Here is a 16,112-nt window from a genome sequence, read left to right on the forward strand (position 1 = left end):
CACGCTTATTCGGGCGCGCCCTTGGATGGGAGGTTGGCTTCAAGCGCCTTGATGCGATCGCGCAGCTTGTCGATGTTGCGCAGCAGCGCGGCACTGCGATTCCATTCGGCATGATCGACGGCCGGGAATGCGCTCGTGTACATGCCCGCTTTCGGCAACGACTTCGAAACGCCCGACTTCGCCGTAATGATCACGTAGTCGCCGATCTTCAAATGGCCCGCAATACCCACGGCGCCGCCGATCATACAATGGCGCCCGATCGTCGTACTGCCCGCGATACCCGCGCACCCGGCAATCACCGTGTACGCGCCGATGCGGCAGTTGTGCGCGATCTGGACCAGATTGTCGATCTTGACGCCATGTTCAATCACCGTGTCGGCCATCGCGCCACGGTCGATCGTCGTATTGGCGCCGATTTCGACATCGGCGCCGATTTTAACTCCACCGACCTGTGGAATCTTTACCCATTCACCCGTACGCGCGTCGCCCTCGCCCGTGAAATCCGGCGCGAAGCCGAACCCGTCGGAGCCAATGACCGCGCCCGACTGGACGATCACGCGGGCCTCGAGCGTGCAACCGTGATAAATGGTCACGTTCGGGAAAATCCGGCTGCCCTCGCCGATCTTCGTGCCGCGCCCGATAAACGCATGGGCGTCGATCCGCACGTTGTCGCCGATCACCGCGCCCGCCTCGATCACGACGAACGGCCCGATCGTCGCGTTCGGCGAGACTTTGGCCGCCGGATCGACGCTGGCGCTCGGATGGACGCTGGCGCTGGCGCGCGGCTCGAGCGCGGCGATAAACACCTGCGCGACCCGTGCAAAGTAAGCATACGGGTTTGGCGTGACAATAAATGCCTGCGACGCGGTGGCGTCACCCCGGCCCTTGAGCTCGCCCAGCGCCTCTTCCGTGATCAGCACGGCGCTGGCGCGCGTCGTTTCGACCTGCGGCAAGTATTTGGGATTGGCCAGAAAAGCGAGTTGTCCGGGGCCCGCCTGGTCCAGCGGAGCGAGACTGCCGACCTGAACGGCCGGGTCGCCTTCGATGCGACCGCCAAAGCGAGCGGTCAGTTGTTCGAGCGTGATTGACATGCTGGCACCCTGAGAGGTGTCGATGCCGCAAATGATGAAAAACCGGGCTCGCGACCATGCGCGGGCCCGGTTTCTTGCGGCGTGCGACGATTACTGAGTTCCCGATGCGCCGCCAGGTGCACCTGCACTCGAACCGAGCACCTTGATCACCTGGTCGGTGATATCGATACGGGGGCTCACATAGACGGCTTCCTGAAGAATCAGGTCGTAGTGATCCTGTTCGGCGATTTGCTTGATCACCTTGTTGGCGCGATCCAGCACCGCGGCCAATTCCTCATTGCGGCGTTGATTCAGGTCTTCGCGAAACTCACGCTGCTTGCGCTGAAAATCGGCATCGAGCTGGGCGAGCTGCGTTTGCTTGAGCGAACGGTCGGCCGTCGACATCGTCGGCCCGCTCTTGTCGAGCTGATCCGACATCGCCTTGAGCTTGGCGGCCATGTCCTGCAAGTCGTGGTCGCGCTTCGAGAACTCCTGTTCAAGCTTCGACTGCGCGGCCTTGGCCGGCCCCGATTCGCGAAGAATGCGCTCCGAATTGACGACCGCGATACGCGTCGCTTGCGGCACTGCTGCCGTCGTCGACTGCGCCTGCGCAAACGCCGTCCCGGCGCTGCACAGTGCCGCCAACGCAAACCATTGCAGGCAATGCTGTTTAAACGATTTCATGTGCTAGATCGACCTCGCGACGTAGTACCGGTGTCAGAACGCTGTACCGATCTGGAACTGGAATTTCTGATACTGATCGCCCGTGTGCTTGACCACCGGGAAACCCATGCTCAGCTTGAGCGGCCCGATCGGCGAAATCCACGCGAGACCCGCACCATAGCTGTAACGCAAGCCGTTGCCGCCGTTGTTGACCGCTGCCGCGTTGTCGCCCCAGACGTTACCCATGTCGAAGAACGTGAACACGCGCAGCGTCTTGTCGTAGCCGCTGCCCGGAATCGGAATCGTCATTTCGACGTTACCCACGAACATCTTCGAACCACCGATCGGGTCGTTGGTCGTCGCGTCGCGCGGACCCAGCGAGCTCGGCTCGTAGCCGCGGACCGTACCGATACCGCCGGCGTAGTAGTTCTTGAAGATCGGGAACGGATGGTCGCCGATCGACTTGCCGTAGCCACCCTGGACGTTGAAGCCGAGGATGAAGCCCCGTGCAAACGAGTAGTAATACTGTTGCTGCAGGTCGACCTTGTAGTACGACGTGTTACCGAGCGGCGTACCCACTTCGGTGTTCACGCGCGACAAGTAACCGCGGCTCGGAATCAGCGAGCTGTCACGCGCATCGCGCGACCAGCCGACCGTGACCGGATAGTTGTTCACGATCTGGCCGACGCCACCGCTGCGCAGACCCGTGGCCGGGTTGACCGGGCCGTAAATGTAGCTGAGGTAGTACTCCGGCGTGAACGGATCCGTGTGGAAGCGGTCCTGTTCGAAGCCGATACCGAAGAACACCGTGTCCGTTTCCGAGAACGGCACGCCGAACTTGAGGTCACCGCCGGCGCTGATAATCGAGAACGTACTGTTCGTCGAGTAGTACAGCGGCTGGTACGTGCGGTAGAACGCGTCGGTAATACGTTGAATGCCGTCGACCGTGAAGTACGGGTCGACCTGCGTGACCGTCAACGTACGATAGGCCTTTGCCGTATTCACGTTGACCGACAGGCTGGTACCCGAACCGAACACGTTGTCCTGCGACACGCCGGCCGACAGAATGACCTTGTCGGTTGACGAGAAGCCTGCACCGAGCTGAATCGAGCCCGTCGGCTTTTCCGTAACCTTGACGTCCACGTCGACCTGGTCGGGCGTACCCTCGACCGGCGTCGTGTTGACCTGCACGTCCGTGAAGTAGCCCAGACGATTCAGGCGATCCTTCGACAGCTTCAGGCGCTGACCGTCGAACCACGAGCTTTCGAACTGACGCATTTCACGACGGATGACTTCGTCGCGCGTCTTGTTGTTGCCCGTGATGTTGATGTGGCGCACGTAGACGCGGCGCCCCGGCGTGACCTGAAGGTTCAGGTTGACCGTGTGATCCTTCTGGTTGATCTGCGGCTGCGCATTGACGTTCGCGAATGCATAGCCATAGTCACCGAGACGATCGACCATCGCCTTCGTCGATGCCGTGAGCTTGGCCGCCGAGAAGCGATCGCCGACCTTGAGCTGCACCAGCTTGCGCAGCTCTTCCGTCTTGTTCAGCGTGTCGCCCGACACTTCGATGCCCGTGATCGTGTACGGCTCGCCTTCATGCAGCGAGACCGTCAGGTACATATCCTTCTTGTCGGGCGAAATCGAGACCTGCGTCGACTCGATATTGAATTCGAGATAACCGCGATCGAGGTAGTACGAGCGGATGTTCTCAAGGTCGCCCGTGAGTTTTTCCTTCGAGTACAGATCGTTCTTCGTGTACCAGGAGAACCAGTTCGGCGTCGACAACTGCATCTGCTCTTCGAGCGTGCCGGCCGAGAAGACCTTGTTACCGATGAAGTTGACCTGACGGATCTTCGCGCTCGGGCCTTCGATGACCGAGAACAGGATCGACACGCGATTGCGGTCGACCGGCGTGATCGTCGTCGTGACTTCCACTGCGTAAAAGCCGCGCGTCAGGTATTGTCGCTTCAGCTCTTGCTCGGACTTGTCGACGAGGCTCTTGTCGTAGAACCGGCCATCGGACAGACCCACCGACGCAAGCGCCTTGTTCAGCGCTTCCTTTTCGAACTCATGCGTACCTGCGAAATCGATCGAGGCAATGGCCGGACGTTCGAGCACCGACACCACGACGACGCCATCGCCCTGCGTGCCGATCTTCACGTCGTTGAAGAAACCCGTCGCATAGAGCGCACGAATGGCTTCAGTTCCCTTGTCGTCGGTGAAGGTATCGCCCTGCTTGATCGGCAGGTAGGCGAAGACCGTGCCGGGCTCGACCCGTTGCAGACCTTCGATCCGGATGTCCTTGACGACGAACGACGTAGCAGCGTGGCTCACCACACTATAGGCGGCGACCGCCGCGACCACGACTGACCTACGAACGAAGCGATGAGGTTCGAACAACGTGTATCCCCAGGAATTTTTAGCTATGTGGTGTCGCGACTCGACGCGGCACAAGCGTCACGACGTACGCGACGCCGATGCGCGGGTTCGGGAACCGGACGATGTGCACTTCAGGAGTGAAGCAAGCGTGCCAGGTCATTGAACAGCGCGATCGCCGACAACACGAGAATGCAGACAATGCCCGCGCGTTGGAAAACGACCTGCCAACGTTCGGGTACTGCTTTTCCGGTCACGGCTTCGACCGAATAATATAACAGATGCCCCCCGTCCAATATCGGAATTGGCAATAGATTCAACACACCAAGGCTGATACTGATCAAAGCGAGGAACGAAACGAAGCTCGCGAGCCCGAGACTCGCGCTCTTGCCTGCATAGTCGGCAATGGTCACGGGGCCCGACAAGTTCTTGAGCGACGCCTCGCCGACAATCATCTTGCCGAACATGCGCACCGAGAACGCCGAGATATCCCACGTTCTGCGCACGCCCAGCGTGACAGCCTCGATCGGGTCGTAGCGCACATCGACCATCGGCATCTGGCCGCCCAAGGCGGCCCCGATACGTCCGACCGTTTTCTGCACGCCGCCGACGTCGATCGATGTCGGCTTGGCCACCACCGGCATTGAATACACCTGCCCGTCGCGCCGCACCGCAAGCGTCAGGGTCTGCCCCGGATGCGCCTGCACTTGCGCGACGAAATCGTTGACGTCGACCACCTTGCGGCCATCGATGCCCACGAGCTCATCGCCTTCGCGCAAGCCTGCCTCCGCGGCAGGCGTACCTGCCTCGACACCCGCGACGATCGCCTTCGCACCGCCCGGTACAAACCCGAGCTGATCGAGCAGATTATCGTCGACGTCGTTGGCCGCGACGTGAGAGAGATCGACGGGATAGTCGAAAGTTCGGTTACCCATCGTTGCACGCAGCACGATCGGCCGATGTGCGAGTGCCGCATCGATGAGCTTCCAGCGCAGCTCCGACCACGAGCGCACGGTCTGCTCGGTGCCGGCATCGGTATCACGCAACGCAACAACGGTCTCGCCACCGCCGAAGCCGGCGCGCGCGGCAACCGTACCTGCGGCAGGTACACCGAGCTCGGCGATCGGCTCGCGCACGCCCGTGACGTAAAGCCCGGAGAACAGCACGATGGCCAGCAGAAAATTGGCGATCGGTCCCGCTGCGACGATCGCAAAGCGACGCGCCACGGACTTCCGGTTGAACGCATAGGGCAGATCCGCGGGATCGATCGGCTCGTCGGATTCGCGCTCATCGAGCATCTTGACGTAGCCGCCAAGCGGCAACGGCGCGATCGACCACTCCGTGCCCGACTTGCTGCGCCAGCTCGCCAGCGGCTTTCCGAAACCGATCGAGAAGCGCAGGACCTTGACGCCGCAGAGCCTCGCAACCGAATAGTGGCCGTACTCGTGAACGACCACGAGCACGCCGATGGCGACTGCGAATGCGAGAACCGCCGTAAGGAAGGTCATGGCGTGCGCCCGGTGCGTTAGCGAACAGCGGCTGCGAGCGGTTCGTCGCGCGTGCCGAGCAGCCCGGCCGCGAGCGAGCGCGCTTCGCGATCGACCTCGAGCACATCGTCGAGCGTGTGCGCGGCGCGGTGACTGATCGTATCGAGCACGCGCGCCACGGTGTCGGCGATCGACGTATAACGGGTACGACCCGCGAGGAACGCCTCAACCGCCACCTCATTGGCCGCGTTGAGCGCCGCGCTTGCCGTGCCGCCCGCGCGCAATGCGTCAAACGCGAGCCTCAGGCACGGGAACCGCGCTTCGTCAGGCTTTTCGAACGTAAGCGTGGCGATCGCCGCGAGATCGAGCGGCTGCACACCGGCGTCGACACGATCCGGATACGCAAGTGCGTGCGCGATGGGCGTACGCATATCGGGGTTGCCGAGCTGGGCCAGCACCGAGCCGTCCTTGTAGGCGACCATCGAGTGAATCACGCTCTGCGGATGGATCAGCACCTCGATGCGCTCGGCCGGCAGGCCGAACAGCCAATGGGCTTCGATGACCTCGAGGCCCTTGTTCATCATCGTTGCCGAATCGACCGAGATCTTGCGACCCATCGACCAGTTCGGATGCTTGACCGCCTGCTCGGGCGTGATGTCGGCCAGCGTCTTCGGATCGCGCGTGCGGAACGGTCCGCCCGATGCGGTCAGGATGATCTTTTCGACGCCGCCATGCGGCGCTGCGCCAGCGGCGTGCGGCGGCAGGCACTGGTAAATCGCGTTGTGTTCCGAATCGAGCGGCAGCAGCGTCGCGTGGTTCTCGCAGACCGCGTCAAGGAACAGCGCGCCTGACATCACGAGCGCTTCCTTGTTCGCGAGCAGGATCGTCTTGCCCGCGCGTGCGGCAGCCAGTGTCGACGCGAGTCCGGCCGCGCCGACGATCGCAGCAACGATCGTATCCGCGCCCGGATCGGAAGCGACGGCGACGAGCGCCTCAGGACCGTAGCCGACACGCGTCGCGCTGCCCGCCGAACGCAAGCGTGCCTCGAGCAGGCTCGCACCTTCTGCGCTACCGACGACCGCCCATTCCGGCTTGAACTTCAAACACTGGTCGGCGAGCTTTTCATGGTTCGAATGCGCCGTCAGCGCGAAGATCGAAAACCGGTCCGGATGACGGGCCACGACGTCCAGCGTACTGGCGCCAATCGAGCCGGTCGAACCTAGCAAAGTCAGACGTTTCATTGCATTCCCCACGCGCTTACGTCAGCAGCAGCATCGCAAGCGGCAGCACGGGCAGCATCGCATCGATGCGGTCCAGTACACCACCGTGCCCAGGCAACAAACCACTGGAGTCCTTGACCCCGGCCTGCCGCTTGAGCAACGACTCGAACAGGTCGCCGAGGACGCTGAAAGCGACCAGGCAGGCGACCCACACCAACATCCGGGCGGTGCCGTACAACGCGGCATCGACCGTAAAGAAATTCGGTTGCGCGGCGCGCAGGCTGTGCATCACGGCGGCGAAGATCAAGGTCAGCACCAGTGCGCCGATTGCCCCTTCCCACGTCTTGCCCGGACTCACCGACGGCGCGAGCTTGTGGCGCCCGAATGCCTTGCCCGCGAAATAGGCACCGATGTCGGCAACCCACACAATCGCCATCAGCGACAGCACGAAGACTACGCCGATTGTGCGCGCCTGAACCACGGCATGCCACGCCCCGAGCATGACGACAATGCCGGCAAGCAGCAGAAACACGCGCCATGCGCCCGCTGCCAGCTCCGGCTTGCGGATCAGCGCAAACGGACCGATCAGCACCCAGAAAATCGCGGCGGCCAGATAGAGCCCCGGCATATTGAGCCCGAAATGGGCCGTGGTACCCACCAGAATCGCGCCAACGACAGCCGCATACAGCACGGGGCCGAAGCCTTTGATCCGGAGCAGTCGCGCCCATTCCCAGGCGGCAAAGACGACGGCGAAGGCCATCATCGCGCCGAAACCCGCGACTGGCGCGAAAAGGGTAACCGGGACCAGCACCGCCAGGAGGATCACTGCGGTGATCACGCGGGTCTTGAGCATCGATTCTCAGTAAGAGAGCGAATCTGCCGCGTCGCGCGGCACGACGTTTTCCTCGACCTGTGCGCTCGTGCGTCCGAACCGGCGCTCGCGCGTCTGGTACGACACAATGGCCTTGTCGAGCGCTGCGGCGTCGAAGTCGGGCCAGAACAGGTCTGTGAAATAAAGTTCCGTGTAAGCGAGCTGCCACAGCAAAAAATTGCTGATGCGCTGTTCGCCGCCGGTGCGGATAAACAGGTCGGGCTCGGGCGCGTAAGCCATCGCCAGATGGCGTGAAAACGCCGCTTCTTCGATGGGCTCATCGAGCTGGCCAGCCGCGGCACGTTCGGCGTTGAGCTTCGACACTGCCTGGAGAATGTCCCAGCGGCCGCCGTAGTTCGCGGCGATCGTGAGCGTCAGGCCCGTGTTTTTGGCGGTCTTCGCTTCGGCCCGCTTCACGAGATCCTGAATGCGTGGCTCGAACATCGACAAGTCACCGACAACACGCATCCGGATGCCGTTTGCGTGCATCTTGCCCACTTCGCGCTCGAGCGCCGTCACGAACAGGCGCATCAGGAACGACACTTCTTCGTTCGGGCGACGCCAGTTTTCCGAGCTGAACGCAAACAGCGTCAGATACTCGACGCCGCGGCGCGCGCAGGCCTCGACGATCGCACGGACGGCGTCGACGCCTTTCGTATGGCCGGCCACGCGCGGCAGACGACGCGAGGTCGCCCAGCGACCATTGCCGTCCATGATCACGGCCACGTGCCGGGGCACGGCACCCGTTTCCGGGACGCGCACGGTTGAGCTGGTATAGGTCATATTCGCCTTGTAAAACGACGGAACAGCAAGGGCACGACGGTCACACCGTCATGATCTCGCCTTCCTTCGTCTGGACGAGCTTGTCGATTTCGGCGACAAACTTGTCGGTGAGCTTCTGAACGTCGTCAGCCGAGCGGCGTTCGTCGTCTTCGGAGATTTCCTTCTCCTTGACAAGCTTCTTGAGCTGTTCGTTCGCATCGCGGCGCAGATTGCGCACGGCGATCTTTGCGTCTTCGGCCTCGGTCTTCACGACCTTGACGAGCTCCTTGCGACGCTCTTCCGTCAGCGCGGGCATCGGCACGCGGATCACGTCGCCTGTCGTCGACGGGTTCAGGCCGAGATCCGAGTCACGGATCGCCTTTTCGACAGCCTGGACCATCTTCTTTTCCCACGGCTGCACGCCGATCGTGCGGGCGTCGACGAGCGTCAGGTTCGCAACCTGCGAGATGGGTACGTTCGAACCGTAATAGTCGACCTGCACATGGTCGAGCAAGCCCGTATGCGCACGGCCCGTGCGGATCTTCGCCAGGTCCGTCTTGAACGCTTCGATCGACTTCTGCATCTTCTGATCGGCGCTCTTCTTGATATCTGCGGCACTCATGTTTTTCTCCAAACCTAAATGTCGGTGCTAACCCACAATCTTACACGTGCACCAGTGTGCCCTCGTCTTCGCCGGCAACGATACGCTTGAGCGCACCCGGCTTGTTGATCGAGAACACACGAATCGGAAGCTTCTGGTCGCGGCACAGGGCGAACGCCGTCGCGTCCATCACCTGCAGGTTGCGCGTGATCGCCTCATCGAACGAGATGGTCGAATAGCGCGTCGCCGAGGGGTCCTTCTTGGGATCGGCCGAGTACACGCCGTCGACCTTGGTGGCCTTCAACACGACTTCGGCACCCACTTCGGCGCCGCGCAGCGCGGCTGCGGTATCCGTCGTGAAGAAAGGATTGCCGGTGCCCGCCGCGAAGATGACCACACGGCCTTCTTCAAGCTGGCGAATGGCGCGGGGCCGGATATAGGGTTCGACGACCTGGTCCATGCGAAGCGCGGACTGCACACGCGCCTCGATGCCGGCGTGACGCATCGCGTCCTGCAGCGCGAGTGCGTTCATCATCGTCGCGAGCATCCCCATGTAGTCGGCCGTCGCGCGGTCCATACCGGCTGCGCCGCCCGCGACTCCACGGAAAATGTTACCGCCGCCGATCACGACAGCGAGTTCGGTACCCATACGCACGACTTCGGCCATATCGGCCACCATGCGTTCAATTGTCTGGCGGTTGATGCCGAATGCATCATCGCCCATCAGTGCTTCGCCGGAAAGTTTGAGGAGGATGCGCTTATAGGCAGTTGGCATGTGGATGTCCGATGGGCGTCGAGGGATCTTGAAACTCAATCAGGCAAGCCGTTCAACAACACAGAACTGTAGAAGTGAAACGCCATGCCGGGCAAGCGTTCGCAACCCGGTTAGGGCTGCCACTTGCAAAAACCGGCCCGCAACGGCGGTTCGCGCCAGTGCGGGCGGTGCGGTCCGACACCCCGGCGAGGCATCGGACCTTGCTGATTCCGGGAATCAGCCCTTCTGTGCTGCTGCGACTTGCGCGGCCACTTCGGCTGCGAAGTCGTCCTGACGCTTCTCGATGCCTTCGCCGACGACGAACAGCGCGAACGCGTTCACCTTGGCGCCGGCAGCCTTCAGCACCTGCTCGACCGTCTCCTTGTCGTTACGGACGAACGGCTGGTTCAGCAGCGACACTTCCTTCAGATACTTCTGCACGCTGCCTTCGACCATCTTCGCGACGATTTCAGCCGGCTTGCCCGATTCGGCAGCCTTTTGCGAAGCGATGCTGCGTTCCTTTTCGATCAGTTCGGCCGGAACGTCCGCGCTCGAGACCGACACCGGCTTCATCGCGGCGATGTGCATCGCGACGTCCTTGCCGACCTGAGCGTCGCCGCCCGTGTAGTCGACGATCACGCCGATACGCGTGCCGTGCAGGTACGTGGCGATCTGGCCAGCGGTTTCGTAGCGAACGAAACGGCGGATCGTCAGGTTTTCACCGATCTTGCCGATCAGCGCAGCGCGCACGGCGTCGACCGTCGAGCTTTCGAACGCGAGCGCGCCGAGTGCCGCGACGTCAGCCGGGTTTTGCTTGGCGATCACTTCCGCGACGGCATTGCCGAATGCGAGGAAGTCGTCGTTCTTCGAAACGAAGTCGGTTTCGCAGTTCAGTTCGACGATCGCGCCCACCTTGCCATCGACGAATTGAGCCATGATGCCTTCTGCGGTCACGCGCGATGCTGCCTTGCTCGCCTTGTTGCCGAGCTTGACGCGCAGGATCTCTTCAGCACGATCGATGTCGCCATCGGCTTCGGTCAGTGCCTTCTTGCATTCCATCATCGGCGCGTCGGTCTTCGCGCGCAGTTCACCCACCAGGGCTGCGGTAATTGCCGCCATCGTCTGCTCCTCAATCAGGATTTCACGTCTTCGTCCGGACCATGCCGGGCGAAACAAATTCGGTGCTGCCTACTGCGTTCACCGGCCGGCGCCTATCGAACCATGCTGCTGCGACATCCCGGTGAATCCGGCCGGCACGGGCTCATGCTGCGCCCTCGCCGACCCCTACGACCTGCTGCCCGACCAGCCCGCGCGCCTTGCGCAGTCTAAAAAAAGGGGGCTCACAGCCCCCTCTTGTTCAGACCGGTCTCGAGCGCCGGCTGGCCATCGAGGCTTAACCCTCGTTGACTTCGACGAACTCGTCGCCTTCTTCACCGTTACGCACGGCTTCGACAACGTCCTTCACTGCGTTCGCACGGCCTTCGAGGATCGCGTCGGCGATGCCTTGAGCGTACAGCGCAACAGCCTTGCTCGCGTCGTCGTTACCCGGGATCACGTAGTCCACGCCTTCGGGCGAGTGGTTCGTGTCGACCACGGCAATCACGGGCACGCCAAGCTTGTTGGCTTCGGTGATCGCAATCTTGTGGTAGCCGACGTCGATCACGAAGATCGCGTCAGGAATGCCGCCCATGTCCTTCACGCCGCCGATCGACTTCTCGAGCTTGGTCATTTCGCGCTCGAACATCAGCGCTTCTTTCTTGCTCATGCGCTCGGTTTCACCGGCCTCGAGCGCCGTTTCCATGTCCTTGAGCTTCTTGATCGACGACTTCAGCGTCTTGAAGTTCGTGAGCATGCCGCCGAGCCAGCGGTTGTTGACGTACGGCATACCTGCGCGGCCCGCTTCAGCGGCGATCGTGTCGCGCGACTGACGCTTCGTGCCGACCATCAGGATCGTGCCGCGGTTCGCTGCCAGCTGACGCACATACTTCAGTGCGTCGTTGTACATCGGCAGCGTCTTTTCGAGGTTGATGATGTGAATCTTGTTGCGGTGACCGAAGATGAAAGGAGCCATCTTCGGGTTCCAGAAGCGCGTTTGGTGACCAAAGTGGACACCGGCTTCCAGCATTTGACGCATCGTTACTGCCATTCGAATTCTCCGAAAGGGTTGGGTTCTGAAGCCGGCTGCGACATCCTCGGACCGTTTCAATCGGTGCCGCGCCACTGCGCGAAGCTCCCGACTGACTGGCCTCGACGGACACCCTGGGTGCGCCGGCTCGGATTTTTAGCCTTGTAATTTTTACCTTGATCAACCTTGAATCTTGCCGAATGATGCAAAAACCGGATCATTTTTCGAGTTGCCACCCCATTCTTTTCAGAATTTGGGATAAACGACCCGAATGACACCCGGCATATCGCGAATTCCGGCGAGGAACACGGCGGTCGAGGTATTCACTACGAAGCTAGCCCGAGAGTATAGCATCGGCTGGTTTGGCCTCTCAAGCTAGCCGGGGGTGAAAAAACGTGAGGCAAGGTGCGATAATCGTTCTCACCACGAATTCCCGCCTGAAGCCCCGCCGCCATGACTGTGACTCCGAAAACCGCCGCCGACATCGAAAAAATGCGCGTGGCCTGCCGCCTTGGGGCCGAAGTGCTCGACTACATCACGCCGTTCGTGAAGCCCGGCGTGAGCACGGGCGAGCTCGACCGCCTGTGTCACGAATACATGACGAACGTCCAGGGCACGGTGCCGGCGCCGCTGAATTATCAGCCGCCCGGCTATCCGCCCTACCCCAAAGCGATCTGCACGTCGGTCAACGACGTGATCTGCCACGGCATTCCGGGCGACAAGGTCCTCAAGAACGGCGACATCGTCAATCTCGACATCACGGTCATCAAGGACGGTTACTTCGGCGATACGAGCCGCATGTTTATCGTCGGTGAAGGCTCGATCCTCGCCAAGCGACTCGTGCAGGCCACGTTCGAATGCATGTGGCTCGGCATCGCACAGGTTCGCGCAGGCGCGCATCTCGGCGACATTGGCGCCGCGATCCAGAAGCATGCCGAAGCGCAGAATTTCAGCGTGGTGCGCGAGTATTGCGGACACGGCATCGGCACGGTCTTTCACGAAGACCCGCAGGTGTTGCACTACGGCCGCGCCGGCACGGGCATCCAGCTCGAGGCCGGCATGATTTTCACGATCGAGCCGATGATCAACGCCGGCAAGCGCGACATCCGCACGATGCCCGACCAGTGGACTGTGAAGACCAAGGACCGCAGCCTGTCGGCTCAGTGGGAGCACACCGTGCTCGTCACCGAGACGGGCTATGAAGTGCTCACGCTGTCGGCCGGCGTACAGGCCAAACCCGAACATCTGCTGACAGCCGCCGCGTGAACGCTTCGCTCGCTCCCGATCCCGCGCCCCAGCACGCCACCGATACGGCGGCGATGCGCGCCGAACTCAAGGCCGCCAAGACCCAGCTCATCGACACGTTCCTGGTCAAGGGCCACGTCGATTCGCTCACGCACGGTCTCGCGCGGCATGTGGACCGCGTGCTCGCATCGGCCTGGAAGAGTTGTGGCCTGCCCAACGCCGCGGCGCTCGTCGCCGTCGGCGGCTATGGCCGCGGCGAACTCGCGCCCCACTCCGATATCGACATCCTTGTCTTGCTCGACGAAGAGCCGGATGGCGAGACGGAGAAGCACATCGAACGATTCATCGGGATGGCGTGGGACCTCGGGCTCGATATCGGCAGCAGCGTCCGCACCGTCGAGCAGTGCCTCGACGAGGCCGCCAATGATGTGACGGTGCGCACCTCGCTGCTCGAATCGCGGCGCATCGTGGGCAATGAGCGGGTGTACGAACGCTTCGCAGAGCGCTTTCGCGAAGCGCTCGATCCGCGCGCCTTCTTTACAGCCAAGCTGCTCGAAATGCGGCAGCGCCATGCCAAGTATCAAGACTCGCCGTACAGCCTCGAGCCCAATTGCAAGGAAAGCCCGGGCGGTCTGCGCGATCTGCAGCTGATCATCTGGATCACGCGCGCTGCGGGTCTCGGCGATAGCTGGAACGAACTTGAGGCGGGCGGGCTGATCACCGAGCGGGAAGCCCGGGAACTCAATCGCAACGAAGCTTTCCTCAAGCGCCTGCGCACTCACCTGCACATTCTGGCCGGACGCCGGCAGGACATCCTCGTCTTCGATCTGCAAACCGCGCTCGCCGAGCGGCTCGGCTTCAAGGCCAAGCCGACCAAGCGCGTCAGCGAGCAGATGATGCGTCACTACTACTGGGCCGCGAAGGCCGTGACGCAGCTCGCAACGATCCTGTTGCAGAACATTGAAGCGCAGCTGTTCCCGTCGACGAGCAAGATCACGCGCGTGTTCTCCGAACACTTCGTCGAGAAGCAAGGGATGATCGAGATCGTCGCCGACGACGTCTTCGAGCGCGAGCCGAATACGATTCTCGTGCCGTTCCTGCTGTACGAAACGACGCCAGGCATAAAGGGCCTGTCGGCCCGTACGCTACGCGCGCTCTATAACGCCCGCGAGCAGATGGACCTGCGCTGGCGGCGCGACCCGGTCAACCGGCAGCTGTTCATGGAGATCCTCAAGCAGCCTGCCGGGATCACGCATGCAATGCGGCTGCTGAACCAGACAAGTGTGCTCGGGCGCTATCTGCTGAACTTCCGGCGCATCGTCGGCCAGATGCAGCACGATCTGTATCACGTCTATACCGTTGATCAGCACATCCTGATGGTGCTGCGCAATATCCGGCGCTTCACAGTCCCGGAGCATGCGCACGAATATCCGTTCTGCAGCCAGCTGATCGCTGACTTCGAGCGCCCGTGGGTGCTGTATGTCGCGGCGCTGTTTCACGATATCGCCAAAGGACGCGGCGGCGATCACTCGACGCTCGGCATGGCCGATGCGCGGCGCTTTTGCCGCGATCACGATATGGACGAGGAAGACACGGAACTCGTCGTCTGGCTCGTGCAGCATCATTTGACGATGAGTCAGGTCGCGCAAAAGCAGGACATGAGCGACCCCGAAGTCATTAAGCGGTTCTCGACCCTTGTGCGCAACGAGCGCCGGCTGACTGCGCTGTATCTGCTGACGGTCGCGGATATTCGTGGCACGAGCCCGAAGGTCTGGAACGCGTGGAAGGGCAAGCTGCTCGAAGATCTCTACCGGATCACGCTTGGCGTGCTCGGAGGCGAGAAGCCCGATGCGCACTCGGCGCTCAAGACGCGTCAGGAAGAAGCCATCACGCTGCTGCGGCTCGCCGCCATGCCGGAAGGCGCGCATAAGGAACTGTGGAACCAGCTCGACGTCGCCTACTTCCTGCGGCAGGACGCGTCGGAGATTGCCTGGCAGACACGCGAGCTGTTGCATCACGTCCAGACACCCACGCCGATCGTGCGTGCGCGTCCGGCCGCGATCAGCAATAGCCTGCAGGTCCTCGTCTACGTGAAGGACCGGCCGGATCTCTTTGCGTCGATCTGCAGTTATTTCGACCGGTCGGGTTTGTCCGTGCTCGATGCACAGGTCAACACGACGCGTCATGGCTATGCGCTCGACAACTTCCTGATCGAGCACAGTGATCCCGAGATGCATGCACGGGATATTGCCAACCTGGTCGAGCGGCAACTCGCCGATGCGCTTGCACAAGCCGATGGTCCGCTTCCCGAGCCGGCCAAGGGTCGGCTTTCGCGCCTGTCGCGGACGTTCCCCGCGACGCCGCGTGTGGACCTGCGTGCGGACGAGCGCGGGCAGTACTACATCCTGTCGGTGTCAGCGAACGATCGGCCCGGCCTGCTCTATTCGATCGCGCGCGTTCTCGCACAGCATCGGATCGGCTTGCATGCCGCGCGAATCAACACGCTCGGCGAGCGTGTCGAGGACGTGTTCTTGCTACATAGCCATGCATTGAACGACGGCAAGCTGCAAATCAAGCTCGAAACGGAAATGCTCAAGGCTATTGCTGTGTAAGCGCCAGTGCTTGGCGCACACGATCCGCCTCCTACAATTCCATCGATGCGCGAGGGTGTGCCTCGCGCTTCCACCTATTTCTCGGCTTGGCGCATCGCCGGGCCGTCCTGTGTTGAAGAGACATCATGCGTGAAAAACTGACCGCGAAACATCCGCGGACCACCGACGCTCGCCGCACCCCGGTTCGCCCCGGCGCGCCGCGCAAGCCCGCGCCGCCGGCCGCCGCAAAACGTGCCGCGCCTGGCGATGCGCCGCGTTCCCGGAGCGCGGACGCACCGGCACGCAAGCCGCGTCTGGATTCGGACGCACCGCGTCGTCCGCGT

13 protein-coding genes are annotated in these 16,112 nt (G+C 62.1%); 2 read left to right on the forward strand and 11 right to left on the reverse strand.

From position 1 onward, the window contains the following. Positions 1 to 5: 5 nt before the first annotated feature. The 11 genes from lpxD to rpsB form a co-directional block, all read right to left on the reverse strand. The gene (gene lpxD, locus ACMFWR_RS11665) at positions 6 to 1,091 is read right to left on the reverse strand and encodes a UDP-3-O-(3-hydroxymyristoyl)glucosamine N-acyltransferase (RefSeq protein WP_413191827.1); all 1,086 of its coding nucleotides are present in this window, start codon (positions 1,089 to 1,091) and stop codon (positions 6 to 8) included. A 90-nt stretch (positions 1,092 to 1,181) separates the two neighbouring features. Continuing rightward, positions 1,182 to 1,754: an OmpH family outer membrane protein gene (locus ACMFWR_RS11670; protein WP_413191828.1), complete on the reverse strand. Its 573-nt coding sequence runs from the start codon at positions 1,752 to 1,754 to the stop codon at positions 1,182 to 1,184. A gap of 33 nt (positions 1,755 to 1,787) precedes the next feature. Next, complete coding sequence (bamA, locus tag ACMFWR_RS11675; RefSeq protein ID WP_413191829.1) at positions 1,788 to 4,136, reverse strand: outer membrane protein assembly factor BamA; 2,349 nt, start codon at positions 4,134 to 4,136, stop codon at positions 1,788 to 1,790. Between the two features lie 110 nt (positions 4,137 to 4,246). Further along, positions 4,247 to 5,620: an RIP metalloprotease RseP gene (gene rseP, locus ACMFWR_RS11680; RefSeq protein ID WP_413191830.1), complete on the reverse strand. Its 1,374-nt coding sequence runs from the start codon at positions 5,618 to 5,620 to the stop codon at positions 4,247 to 4,249. 17 nt (positions 5,621 to 5,637) lie between these two features. Beyond that, on the reverse strand, positions 5,638 to 6,840 hold the full coding sequence (locus ACMFWR_RS11685) for a 1-deoxy-D-xylulose-5-phosphate reductoisomerase (RefSeq protein ID WP_413191831.1): 1,203 nt from the start codon (positions 6,838 to 6,840) through the stop codon (positions 5,638 to 5,640). A gap of 16 nt (positions 6,841 to 6,856) precedes the next feature. Then, entirely contained in the window at positions 6,857 to 7,672 is an 816-nt protein-coding gene (locus ACMFWR_RS11690; protein WP_413191832.1) for a phosphatidate cytidylyltransferase, read from the reverse strand. A 6-nt stretch (positions 7,673 to 7,678) separates the two neighbouring features. Further along, positions 7,679 to 8,473, reverse strand: a complete 795-nt coding sequence (locus tag ACMFWR_RS11695) for an isoprenyl transferase (RefSeq protein ID WP_413191833.1) — start codon at positions 8,471 to 8,473, stop codon at positions 7,679 to 7,681. 40 nt (positions 8,474 to 8,513) lie between these two features. Next, on the reverse strand, positions 8,514 to 9,074 hold the full coding sequence (frr, locus tag ACMFWR_RS11700; protein ID WP_413191834.1) for a ribosome recycling factor: 561 nt from the start codon (positions 9,072 to 9,074) through the stop codon (positions 8,514 to 8,516). A gap of 40 nt (positions 9,075 to 9,114) precedes the next feature. Continuing rightward, the gene (gene pyrH / locus ACMFWR_RS11705) at positions 9,115 to 9,828 is read right to left on the reverse strand and encodes a UMP kinase (protein WP_413191835.1); all 714 of its coding nucleotides are present in this window, start codon (positions 9,826 to 9,828) and stop codon (positions 9,115 to 9,117) included. Between the two features lie 216 nt (positions 9,829 to 10,044). Next, positions 10,045 to 10,926 carry a translation elongation factor Ts gene (gene tsf, locus ACMFWR_RS11710; RefSeq protein ID WP_413191836.1) on the reverse strand — a complete coding sequence of 294 codons (882 nt, stop codon included), beginning with the start codon at positions 10,924 to 10,926 and terminating at the stop codon, positions 10,045 to 10,047. Between the two features lie 274 nt (positions 10,927 to 11,200). Beyond that, a complete protein-coding gene (gene rpsB, locus ACMFWR_RS11715) occupies positions 11,201 to 11,953 on the reverse strand; it encodes a 30S ribosomal protein S2 (RefSeq protein ID WP_413191837.1) in 753 nt (250 codons plus the stop codon). 432 nt (positions 11,954 to 12,385) lie between these two features. Here rpsB and map point away from each other — a divergent pair, with 432 nt between their 5' ends. Both map and ACMFWR_RS11725 read left to right on the forward strand, forming a co-directional pair. After that, positions 12,386 to 13,198, forward strand: a complete 813-nt coding sequence (map, locus tag ACMFWR_RS11720) for a type I methionyl aminopeptidase (protein ID WP_413191838.1) — start codon at positions 12,386 to 12,388, stop codon at positions 13,196 to 13,198. Continuing rightward, on the forward strand, positions 13,195 to 15,789 hold the full coding sequence (locus tag ACMFWR_RS11725) for a [protein-PII] uridylyltransferase (protein WP_413191839.1): 2,595 nt from the start codon (positions 13,195 to 13,197) through the stop codon (positions 15,787 to 15,789). The genes map and ACMFWR_RS11725 overlap by 4 nt, the downstream gene beginning before the upstream one ends. Positions 15,790 to 16,112 lie beyond the last annotated feature (323 nt).

The sequence above is a fragment of the Pararobbsia alpina genome (genome assembly GCF_965118125.1).
In the GTDB taxonomy this organism is placed as follows: Bacteria; Pseudomonadota; Gammaproteobacteria; order Burkholderiales; family Burkholderiaceae; genus Pararobbsia; species Pararobbsia alpina_A.

Excerpts from the sequence above, each read along its gene's own strand:
- lpxD (WP_413191827.1), bottom strand. The coding sequence starts at position 1,091 with ATGTCAATCACGCTCGAACAACTGACCGCTCGCTTTGGCGGTCGCATC.
- ACMFWR_RS11670 (WP_413191828.1), bottom strand. The coding sequence starts at position 1,754 with ATGAAATCGTTTAAACAGCATTGCCTGCAATGGTTTGCGTTGGCGGCA.
- rseP (WP_413191830.1), bottom strand. The coding sequence starts at position 5,620 with ATGACCTTCCTTACGGCGGTTCTCGCATTCGCAGTCGCCATCGGCGTG.
- ACMFWR_RS11685 (WP_413191831.1), bottom strand. The coding sequence starts at position 6,840 with ATGAAACGTCTGACTTTGCTAGGTTCGACCGGCTCGATTGGCGCCAGT.
- ACMFWR_RS11690 (WP_413191832.1), bottom strand. The coding sequence starts at position 7,672 with ATGCTCAAGACCCGCGTGATCACCGCAGTGATCCTCCTGGCGGTGCTG.
- ACMFWR_RS11695 (WP_413191833.1), bottom strand. The coding sequence starts at position 8,473 with ATGACCTATACCAGCTCAACCGTGCGCGTCCCGGAAACGGGTGCCGTG.
- frr (WP_413191834.1), bottom strand. The coding sequence starts at position 9,074 with ATGAGTGCCGCAGATATCAAGAAGAGCGCCGATCAGAAGATGCAGAAG.
- pyrH (WP_413191835.1), bottom strand. The coding sequence starts at position 9,828 with ATGCCAACTGCCTATAAGCGCATCCTCCTCAAACTTTCCGGCGAAGCA.
- tsf (WP_413191836.1), bottom strand. The coding sequence starts at position 10,926 with ATGGCGGCAATTACCGCAGCCCTGGTGGGTGAACTGCGCGCGAAGACC.
- rpsB (WP_413191837.1), bottom strand. The coding sequence starts at position 11,953 with ATGGCAGTAACGATGCGTCAAATGCTGGAAGCCGGTGTCCACTTTGGT.
- map (WP_413191838.1), top strand. The coding sequence starts at position 12,386 with ATGACTGTGACTCCGAAAACCGCCGCCGACATCGAAAAAATGCGCGTG.